12 protein-coding genes are annotated in these 9,491 nt (G+C 71.7%); all 12 read left to right on the forward strand.

Annotated features, from left to right (window positions below; translation table 11 throughout):
• Positions 1-216, forward strand: a 216-nt coding sequence (locus tag RIF68_RS15980; RefSeq protein ID WP_309051921.1) for a hypothetical protein, incomplete at its 5' end; no start/stop codon positions are given.
• Positions 213-959 (forward strand): alpha/beta fold hydrolase, encoded by a 747-nt coding sequence (locus RIF68_RS15985; RefSeq protein ID WP_309051922.1) that lies wholly within the window; start codon positions 213-215, stop codon positions 957-959. The genes RIF68_RS15980 and RIF68_RS15985, both read left to right, overlap by 4 nt.
• A gap of 99 nt (positions 960-1,058) precedes the next feature.
• Entirely contained in the window at positions 1,059-1,910 is an 852-nt protein-coding gene (locus tag RIF68_RS15990; protein WP_309051923.1) for a DUF72 domain-containing protein, read from the forward strand.
• A gap of 221 nt (positions 1,911-2,131) precedes the next feature.
• Positions 2,132-2,524: a hypothetical protein gene (locus tag RIF68_RS15995; RefSeq protein ID WP_309051924.1), complete on the forward strand. Its 393-nt coding sequence runs from the start codon at positions 2,132-2,134 to the stop codon at positions 2,522-2,524.
• A 49-nt stretch (positions 2,525-2,573) separates the two neighbouring features.
• Positions 2,574-3,008: a hypothetical protein gene (locus RIF68_RS16000; protein ID WP_309051925.1), complete on the forward strand. Its 435-nt coding sequence runs from the start codon at positions 2,574-2,576 to the stop codon at positions 3,006-3,008.
• A gap of 3 nt (positions 3,009-3,011) precedes the next feature.
• Positions 3,012-4,262, forward strand: coding sequence for a cytochrome P450 (locus RIF68_RS16005; RefSeq protein ID WP_309051926.1), 1,251 nt, complete (start codon positions 3,012-3,014; stop codon positions 4,260-4,262).
• A 26-nt stretch (positions 4,263-4,288) separates the two neighbouring features.
• Positions 4,289-5,050: a 4'-phosphopantetheinyl transferase superfamily protein gene (locus RIF68_RS16010; RefSeq protein ID WP_309051927.1), complete on the forward strand. Its 762-nt coding sequence runs from the start codon at positions 4,289-4,291 to the stop codon at positions 5,048-5,050.
• Between the two features lie 92 nt (positions 5,051-5,142).
• Positions 5,143-6,816 carry an AMP-binding protein gene (locus tag RIF68_RS16015; protein WP_309051928.1) on the forward strand — a complete coding sequence of 558 codons (1,674 nt, stop codon included), beginning with the start codon at positions 5,143-5,145 and terminating at the stop codon, positions 6,814-6,816.
• Between the two features lie 47 nt (positions 6,817-6,863).
• Entirely contained in the window at positions 6,864-7,655 is a 792-nt protein-coding gene (locus tag RIF68_RS16020; RefSeq protein ID WP_309051929.1) for a ferritin-like domain-containing protein, read from the forward strand.
• A complete protein-coding gene (locus RIF68_RS16025) occupies positions 7,652-8,197 on the forward strand; it encodes a PaaI family thioesterase (protein WP_309051930.1) in 546 nt (181 codons plus the stop codon). The genes RIF68_RS16020 and RIF68_RS16025 overlap by 4 nt, the downstream gene beginning before the upstream one ends.
• A 61-nt stretch (positions 8,198-8,258) precedes the next feature.
• Positions 8,259-8,522, forward strand: coding sequence for an acyl carrier protein (locus tag RIF68_RS16030; protein WP_309051931.1), 264 nt, complete (start codon positions 8,259-8,261; stop codon positions 8,520-8,522).
• 4 nt (positions 8,523-8,526) lie between these two features.
• Positions 8,527-9,378 carry a class I SAM-dependent methyltransferase gene (locus RIF68_RS16035; RefSeq protein WP_309051932.1) on the forward strand — a complete coding sequence of 284 codons (852 nt, stop codon included), beginning with the start codon at positions 8,527-8,529 and terminating at the stop codon, positions 9,376-9,378.
• Positions 9,379-9,491: the final 113 nt, after the last annotated feature.

Raw genomic sequence — 9,491 nt, forward strand, 5'->3', positions numbered from 1 at the left:
AGTGTCCTCGAGCGCCTGACCGGCGTCCGTCCCTCTCCCCTCGACCTCTACCGCTGCACCACCGTCGAGGCCCAGGTGGAGCTGATCCGGTCCGGTGCGGCTTCGGCCCCGGCCGGCGGCGCCCGTATGGACGGCAGCGCCGAACGGGTACGCCGCGCCCGGGCCGCCCGGGCCCGCCGGGCCCGCGCCCTGGACGACGGGCAGGCGCGGCGATGAGCTGGCTGTACTGCCGGACCCCACGCCCCGAGGCCCCGTACCGGCTCGTCTGCTTCCCCCACGCCGGGGGTTCGGCCCAGTTCTTCGGGTCCTGGGCCGAGGCGCTCCCCGGCCTCGAGGTCCGGTCGGTCCTGTACCCGGGCCGGGCGCAGCGCATCACCGAGCCGCCGCCCGCCGACCTGCGCGGGATGGCCGCCGACATCGCGGAGGCGCTGCGTCCGCCCGACGACAGGCCGCTGGTGTTCTTCGGCCACAGCATGGGCGCGGTCGTCGCCTACGAGACGGCCCTGCTGCTCAAGCGGCGCGGGACCCCGATCCTGCGTCTCTTCGCCTCCGGCTGCCGGGCGCCGCACCGTGAGCGCCCCTCGCTCCCGGACGGAGGAGAGTTCACGGAGGAGGCCGTGGTGGCCGCCGTCATGGAGCTGGGCGGTGTGGACGCGGAGCTGATGGAGAACCGGATGATGCGCGAGCTGGTGCTCCCGTACCTCATCGGTGACCTGCGGATGTTCGAGGCGTACGAGCACCGGGCGACCGATCTGCTCGACTGCCCGGTCACCGCGATCGCCGGGGACACGGACGACCACGTCACGGCCGCCGAGGCCGACCACTGGTCCGTGGCGACGCGCGGTCCGTTCCGGCGTCACCTGCTTCCCGGGGGCCACTTCTACCTGACGGACCACCCGCCGTTCGGCCTGATCGAGGAGGCGCTCCGCGAGGTGGTGCCGGCCGCGCCGCCTCGATAGAGCCGGTGCGGGTCCGTACGGGGAGCCCCGGAGATCGGCTCCGCGGCGTGCGGCGCGTGCGCACCCGGGTACACGGGCCGTGACGAAGGGACGGCCGGCATGGGCGAGATACTGATCGGGACGTGTTCGTGGACGGACAAGGCGCTGGTGTCCGGTGGGTGGTACCCGCCCGGTCGGCGTGATCCGGAGGGGCGGCTGCGGTACTACGCCGAACGCTTCCCCGTCGTGGAGGTCGACGCCGGCTACTACGCCCTCCCCAGCGTGCGCAACAGTGTGCTCTGGAGCGAACGCACACCGCCGGGCTTCCGGTTCGACGTCAAGGCGTTCTCCCTCCTCACCGGCCATCCGACGCGCAAGGCCGCCCTGCCCGCCGATCTGCGCGGCCACGACCTCGGGGATCCGGAGCTGCTCGACGAGGTCTGGCACCGTTTCGGCGCGGCCCTGCGGCCCCTGCGGGAGTCCGGCCGGCTGGGCACCGTACTGTTCCAGTTCCCGCCGTGGTTCCGTCCGGGCGCGCGGGCGGAGACCGTGCTGCACCACACCAGGAAGCGCGCGCACCGGTGGCCGATGGCCGTGGAGTTCCGCCATCCCGACTGGTGGCGCGAGGACCGGCGGGAGCACACCGCGGCCCTGCTGAGGGACCTGGACGCCACCGCGGTGGCCGTGGACACGGCCCGGGGGCTGCCCACCTCCATGCCCGGCGACACCCCCGTCACGTCCTCGCAGCTCGCGGTCGTCCGCTTCCACGGCCGCAGCGCCGCCTGGGGGACCGGCAGCAAGGAGGACCGCTTCCGTCACACCTACACCCGCGAGGAACTGGCCGCCTGGCTGCCGCGCCTGCGCTTCCTGGCGGACCGGGCCGAGCAGCTGCACGTCCTGTTCAACAACTGCTGCGGTGACGCCGCCGTACGCGCCGCCGAGACCATGCGCGGTCTGCTGGAGGATTCCTGAGGCCCGGGTGGGGCCGGGCGGGGCCGGTTCCCGCCCCCCGGCAGCCCCCGCCCCTGCCGGCGCGGCGCGGTCGCAGCGATCCGGCCAATGTGACGCAGGCCACAATCACCGAACGCCTTTCCGCGCGACCGCCCTGTGAGGCATGATTCGAGCAGGCCGCTACCTACTGGTAGGTAGTGACCGGCCATCTTTCGCCACGTCGGTTTCCCGTACTGGAGGGGATGTTGTCGTCCATCGCCATCAAGAACGCCGTCCACGGAGACATCTCCGTCGGCACCGTTCTGACCTGGACCAAGCAGTACACCGACCAAGAAGTGCGCGACTACTACGAGTTGGCGGGCGAGCCGACCGAATCGCTGCCCGAGCACCTGCCGTACGTACTGACCGTCGCGCCCCTGACCAAGCTCGGCGGTGACCTCGACTACCTCTCCCAGCGCATGGACTGGCAGGCCACCCGGCCGCTGGGACGCAACGAGGAGATCGTCGCCGAGCTGGAGGTCACCCGCCTGGAACCGACCGCCGGGATGACCAAGATCGCCTTCGACGCGCGCATCCGGTGCGGGGACGAGGTCGTGATCACCGGCCGCAGCAAGGGTCTCATCGTCAGCGCGTGACCCTCCGTGCTGACACGTAAAGCGCTTCAAGAGAACGGATGGTTCTGCCGTGAGCACCACCCGCACCAACACGCGCACGTTACGCACCGAAGACATCGACGTCTGCGCTCGCCTCACCGGCGACCTGGGCGCGCACCACATGGGTGGACACGGCGACCGCCGGATGGCCCAGGGCGCGCTCACCCTCTCCGTGGTTCCTCTGCTCGCCGACCCCGGCGTGCACATGCGGGATCTCTCCTTCACCTTCCTCGCCCCGGTCTACGAGGGCGACACCGTCACGGCGACCCTCCGCGCCACCGGTGCCGACGCCGCGGAGGCCCCCGCCGGGACCGGGCAGGTGCCCGCCGACCGGGCGCTGATCACCTGTGAGATCAGTGTCGTCAACGACGCCGGCACTCCCGTGCTGACGGGCACCGGCATCGCCGAAGTGCCCCGCGCGACGGCCGAAGGCCTGCTGAACGATCCCACGGGCGGGGGGAGTTGACCCGTGCGTGAGGAAAATCCCGCCGCCGGCCTCAAGCTGCTCACGCCGGAGGTCTTCACCGACCCCTACCCCACCTACGCGCTGCTGCGCGAGCACGATCCGGTGCACTGGGACGACCAGCTCAACGGCTTCCTGCTGACCCGCTACGAGGACGTGAACGCGGCGCTGCGCGATCACGAGACCTTCTCGTCCCGGCGCATCCACCTGCTCGCCGCGCGCGGCGGAGCCAACCCGACTCCCGCGATGCAGCGCTTCGTCTCGCTCGCCTCGCAGTGGATGTGGATGCTCGACCCGCCCCAGCACACCCGGGTGCGCAAGCTGATGAACCAGGGTTTCAGCCCGCGCGACGTGCGGCTGCTCGAACCACGGGTGGCGGGCATCGTGACCCGGCTCGTCGACGCCATGCTGGAGAAGGAGGACGGCTTCGACCTGATCCCCGACCTGAGCTACGCGGTGCCGGCCGGTGTGCTCCTCGCCCTCTACGACCTGCCCGAGGAGGACGGCTCGCTCATCACCCAGTGGTGCGACACCATCAAGATCTTCCTCGGCGGCGCCCCCGACCTGCTCGGCACGCACGCCCCGGCGGTCCAGTCGCTGCAACGGATGATGGACTACCTGGGCGCCGTGATCGCCGAGCGCAGGAAGGCCCCCAAGGACGACCTGATCTCCCGTCTGGTGCAGGCCGAGGAGGACGGCGAGCGGCTGGGCGACGAGGAGCTCTGCTCCAACCTGCTCCTGCTGCTGGTGGCCACGTACGAGACGTCCGTCGACATGATGGGCAACGGACTGCGCGGGCTCCTCACCCAGCGCGACCAGTGGGAGCTGATCAAGGCCCGGCCGGAGCTCATCCCGGCCGCCGTGGAGGAGATCCTCCGCTGGGACGGTCCGGTGCAGCTCACCCACCGCCTGGTCACCCGAGACATCGAGCTGCACGGCACCCCCATCAGGGAAGGCCAGCTCGTCTACCTGGTACGGGGAGCGGCCAACCGCGACCCGGAGCACTTCCACGACCCGGACCGGATCGACGTGACCCGCACCGAGACCGGGCACGTGGCGCTCGGCACCGGCGTGCACTTCTGCATCGGTGCCGGCCTGGCCAGGCTGGAAGGCGCCTGCGTCCTGCGGGAGCTGACCCACCGGGTGCCCGACCTCGCACTGGACGAGACCCGCCCGTACCGCTGGCGCGCCGACAACCTCCAGTTCCGCGGACTTGCCACGCTGCCCGCCACGGCCGGCGGCCGGGCACCGGCATAGTCCACGGCACCGCCGGCGGGGACCTCATGGCACCGGCGACCGGCGCCGGCCCGCACCGAGCACCCTTCCTCCACGTTCACCTCGCGGACCTGTCCGGCGTGTACGCGGCGGCGGAACAGGGCCCGCCCGCGCTGCCCGGGCCGGAGGGCGCGGCACTGCGCGACCGGTACACCCCGGGCCGCAGACGCGCCCAGGCACAGGCGTCCCGGCTTCTCGTCCGGGCCGTCCTGAGCCGGGCCACCGGGCGGCCGGCGCACCGGGTACCCGTCGTCACCGACGCGGACGGCCGCCCGCACCTGTCCGGGACGCCGGCGTGGAAGCCCTGCTTCAACGTCAGCCACGACAGCGGGCTGCTCGCACTGGTGCTCGGCACCGGCGCGTGCGGGATCGACGTGGAGGACACCGGCGAGGACGTGCTGCGCGAGGTCGCCGGCCGCTTCTGCGGCGGGGCCGACCGCGCGCTGCTCTCCGCACCGGACGGGGCACGGCGCCTGTGGGCGGCCAAGGAGAGCGCGGCCAAGGCGCTCGGGCACGGACTGCGCGCCGGGCTCTCCACGATCCACTTCACCGGCCACCCCGGCCGGGAATGGGCCGAGGTCACCTGGCGCGGGCGGCCGGCCGGACTGCGGACGCGCGTGGTGAACCTCGGGGACCGCCACCTGGCGGTCACCGCGGCGGAGGTGCCCGCCGTCGTGCGCCTCACCCGGTGGGCGCCGCACCGCACCGGCCCCGACGGCCGCTGGGAGCTGCGCCCCGGCGCCTCCGCACACATGACCACGGGTCGCTGACGAGCGCGGCGACCTCGACACCGACGCCGTACGGAAGGCACGGACGGCCGGCCGACGTGCCGTCGTACGCCGCCGTACGAGAGGGGGAACCCATGGACGAACCGACACTGCACACCGCCCTGGACCGGATCGCCGCCCGGCACGGGGACGTCACCGTCGACTTCCCGGCCGACAAGGTGGCGCTGAGCCTGACCGGGCTGGGCGCGCGGTCCCGGAGGATCGCGGCGCACCTGCGAGACCTGGGCGTAGGAGAGGGCGACCGGATCGGCGTGCTGTCCACCAACGAGCCGGACTTCCTGCTGATCCTCTTCGCGCTCAGCCGCCTCGGCGCGTGCGTGTGCCCGCTGCCCATGCACGCGAAGGAGGGTGCCGGCCGGCTGGTCGGCGTGCTCGACGACGCCGGGATCAAGGACGTGGTGGTCTCGACCCGGCTGGCCGCGATGCTGCCCTTCATCGAGGAGGCGCTCCCGGGCCGCCGGGTGCTCGGGGCGGCCGGCATCCTGGCCCACGGGGGACGGGACGAGGCGGACGAGGTGAGTGGCGCGGACGTGCCCGCAACGAATGAAATCGTCCTCCAGTACACCTCGGGCAGCACCTCGCACCCCAAGGGTGTCCGTCTGACCCACGCCAACGTCCTCGCCACCCTGCGCGCGATCCGCGACGGCATCCGGCTCACGCCCGCCGACAAGAACTCCAGCTGGCTGCCGCTCTTCCACGACATGGGCCTCTTCGGCACACTCACCGGCATCCTGACCGGCGTGCCCTGCACCATCTGGCGGCCCTCCGCCTTCGTCAAGGATCCGGCGCGCTGGCTGCGGCAGTTCGCCGACGGCGGCTACACCATCAGCCCGATGCCCAACTTCGCCTACGACTACCTGGTGGAGGCCGTGCCGGCCGACGAGGCGGCCTCGTACGACCTGTCCCGCTGGCGGGTGGCGTTCAACGGCGCCGAACCGATCGCCGTGGACTCGCTCGAGACCTTCTTCGGACACTTCGCCCCGGCCGGCTTCGACCCGCGCGCGATGTTGACGGTGTACGGACTGGCGGAGGCGACGCTCGCGGTGACCTTCCCGCCGCTCGGGCGCGGTCCGCGCTTCGACTGGGTGGACCGCGCCGCGCTCGCCGAGCGGGGCGCCGCCGTACCGGTCGAGCGGACGGCACCGGGTGCGCGCGGCGTGGTCGCCGTCGGCCGGCCGGTGCTCGGGATGGAGCTCCGGATCGCCGATCCGGACGGCGACGGCGGCGCGCTCGGCGACCGGGCGGTCGGCGAGGTCCAGCTGCGCGGGCCGTCCGTCACGGCCGGGTACGTCGACGACGCCGGCACCCTGGACCAGCCGTTCACCGCCGACGGCTGGCTGCGCACCGGGGACCTCGGATATCTCGCCGACGGCGAACTGCACATCACCGGGCGCGGCAAGGAGATGCTCATCCTGCGCGGCGACAACTACTACCCGGACGACGTGGAGAGCGCCGTACGGACCGACGAGGCCGTGCACCGCCGCCGCTGTGTGGCCTTCGTCCACCAGGAGCGCGACCACGCCGAGGAGCGGGGCGGCGGTCGGGAGACGATGGTCCTCGTCGCCGAGACCGCCCGCCCCGAGGCGGAGCACCCCGCCCTGTCCGACCGCCTGCGCACCCTGGTGCGCCGGGCTCTGGGCCTGGACGACCTGCGCGTCGTGCTCGTGGCCCCGGACACGCTGCCCCGTACCACCAGCGGCAAGCTCCAACGCCTCGCCGCCAGGAGCGACTTCGCCAACGGCCGCTGAAGAACGCCCACCGCCGCAGCCGACCGCCACGACCAAGGGATGAACTGATGCACAGTTACGACGTCTTCACCCAGTACGAGCGCAACCACTGGAAGCTGACGGACATCGACTTCTCCGCCGTCGACAAGGGCAAGGTCAAGCCCGAGTACGTGACGATCGCCAAGAGCGCCGTGATGGGCGAGTCGAACGTCATCGCCGCCGTGCACGGCTTCCTCAACGAGTTCGTCGACGACTACGACTTCTCGACCTTCGCCGTGGTCTGGGGCAACCAGGAGGTCCAGCACCACTACATGTTCAAGGCCTGGCTCGACGCCATAGGCGAGAAGGTGGACGACACGGCGGTGGCCGCCATGCGGGCCCCGTACGACCCGGGCATCACGCCGTCCGCGACCCTGGCCACCAACATCATCTCCGAGCTGACCGTCAATCACATCTACCGCAGGGTGGCGGGCGCGGTGGACGAGCCGGTCCTCCACACCCTGCTCCTGAACGCGAGCCGGGACGAGGCCGGGCACGCCCGGGAGTTCATCCACTACTGCAAGGAGCGGCTCCTTCGGCACCCCGAGGAGACGGCATCGGTCCTCGAGACGCTCTACGTCTACACCTCGGACAAGCGCATCAAGCACCCCGTCGGCATCTTCAAGAGCGAGCTGACCGAGCTGGAGGACCACGAGACCATCGACACCGCCTTCGAGCTGTTCCTGGAGAGCATCGCCGACGCCGACGAACTGCTGGAGCTCCAGGGGAAGATCCGCAAGGTGTTCGGCAGCATCGTGGACATGGACCTGTCCACGAACGGCAAGGTCCGCCGCGCGCTGGCGGAGGTGATCGCCGCGTGACCGGGCTCACCACGGAGGCGGACTCGCGGGACGGCGGTCCGGCCGAGCTGCCCTGGCGGGTGCTGCCGGACTACCAGTGCTTCGGCTGCTCGCCCGCCAACGAGCGGGGGCTGGGCCTCCGGTTCCGGCACACCCCGGACGGCGGCCTCGCGTGCACCCTCGCGTTCGACCGGGCCTTCGAGTCCTACCCCGGCGTGGTGCACGGCGGGATGTCCGCCACGGTCTGCGACGAGATCATGGGCAATCTGCTGGTCCTCCGCCTGGGCGTGTCGGTCTTCACCACCAGCATGCGCACCCGCTACGTCGAACCCCTCGCGATCGGCGCCACCTACCACTGCACGGCGAGCACCGAAGCGGTGGCGGGCGACACGGGCCCGTACACCGCCCACGCCCAGATCACCGACGCCGCCGGACAGGCCGTCGTCTTCGTCACGGGTTCCTACCAGCCGGTGACCCCGGAGCAGGCCAAGGCCCGGATGGCGATGTCCGACGACGAGGTCCGGCTGGTGGACGAGGCGCTGTCCGCGCTGCGCACCGACTGACCGGCCGGCCGCCCGGCACGGCCCTTCCCGCAGAGACACCGCACGAGGAGAGAGAGCGAACATGTCCCAGACCCACACCAAGGACGAGATCATCCGCACCGTGACCGACCTGGTCGCCACGGAGTTCGGCCGCCCCGCGGCCGAGTTGACCCCCGACCGCGACCTCACCTCCGTCGAGGGCGCCGACTCGGTCAAGGTGCTGCGGTCCGTCGCCCGGATCGAGCGCACCTACGACATCGAGCTGGAGGACGACCAGGTCTTCGGCTTCAAGACGATCGACGACGTGGCCGACGCCGTCGCCACCCTCCTCGCCGAACGGGGCTGACCCCATGACCGTCGACCACATCGAACCGGCCGCGCCGAAGACCAACCAGCACTACGACCAGGACCCCCGGGTCTTCGAGCTGTACCTCGACCGGACCCGCAAGTACAGCGCGGGGATCTACCGCACGGACGAGGACACCCTCGACCAGGCCCAGCAGAACAAGCTGCACTACGTCGCCGGCCGGCTCGGCATCCGGGAGGGCGGCCGGCTGCTCGACATCGGCTGCGGCTGGGGCTCACTGATCCTGTTCATGGCGGCCGAGTACGGCGCGACCACGACGGGCATCAGCCCCGCGCCCAACCAGCACGCCTACATCGCCGAGCAGGCCGCCGCGAGGGGCCTGACCGGGCAGGTGGAGACCCGCATAGGACAGATCGAGGACCTGGAGCTCGAACCGCGCTCCTACGACGCGATCACCATGCTCGGGTCCATCGTCCACATGCCCGACCTGGACGCCGTCTACCGCAAGGCCTGGGCGGCCCTCAGGCGGGGCGGCCGCATGTACGTGTCCGAGAGCTGCTACCGGAACAACGCCCGGCGCGCCGAGTTCGCCGAGCGTGAGAACTCCGTGTTCGTGCGGGATTCGATCTTCGGCTGGGGCGACATGCGTCCGCTCTCCGACCTCGTGCGCGGCGCGGAGGACGCCGGGTTCTCGGTCGTCGCCGTGGACGACCTGACCGAGGGCTACCGGCGCACGATCGAGGACTGGCTCGCCAACGTGGAGCGCAACGCGGCCCGCCTGGACGAGATCGAGCCCGGACTGTCCGAGCAGCTGACCCGTTACCTCAGGACGGCCAACGCGGGGTGGGGCTACACCACCAAGCACTACTCGCTGACCCTCGCCAAATCGCGCTGATGGAGGGCACGTTGACGGAGATCGACGCCATACCCACCCGGGGGAGGCGCGGCCAGGTCGAAGGGCCGCTGCTGCCGGCCACGGACGTGGACGCGGCGGTCGGCGCCTTCCTG

Origin of the sequence: Streptomyces sp., from assembly GCF_031178505.1 — a bacterium.
Classification (GTDB): domain Bacteria; phylum Actinomycetota; class Actinomycetes; order Streptomycetales; family Streptomycetaceae; genus Streptomyces; species Streptomyces gulbargensis.

Excerpts from the sequence above, each read along its gene's own strand:
- RIF68_RS16015 (WP_309051928.1), top strand. The coding sequence starts at position 5,143 with ATGGACGAACCGACACTGCACACCGCCCTGGACCGGATCGCCGCCCGG.
- RIF68_RS16020 (WP_309051929.1), top strand. The coding sequence starts at position 6,864 with ATGCACAGTTACGACGTCTTCACCCAGTACGAGCGCAACCACTGGAAG.
- RIF68_RS15995 (WP_309051924.1), top strand. The coding sequence starts at position 2,132 with ATGTTGTCGTCCATCGCCATCAAGAACGCCGTCCACGGAGACATCTCC.
- RIF68_RS16035 (WP_309051932.1), top strand. The coding sequence starts at position 8,527 with ATGACCGTCGACCACATCGAACCGGCCGCGCCGAAGACCAACCAGCAC.
- RIF68_RS15990 (WP_309051923.1), top strand. The coding sequence starts at position 1,059 with ATGGGCGAGATACTGATCGGGACGTGTTCGTGGACGGACAAGGCGCTG.
- RIF68_RS15985 (WP_309051922.1), top strand. The coding sequence starts at position 213 with ATGAGCTGGCTGTACTGCCGGACCCCACGCCCCGAGGCCCCGTACCGG.
- RIF68_RS16030 (WP_309051931.1), top strand. The coding sequence starts at position 8,259 with ATGTCCCAGACCCACACCAAGGACGAGATCATCCGCACCGTGACCGAC.
- RIF68_RS16010 (WP_309051927.1), top strand. The coding sequence starts at position 4,289 with ATGGCACCGGCGACCGGCGCCGGCCCGCACCGAGCACCCTTCCTCCAC.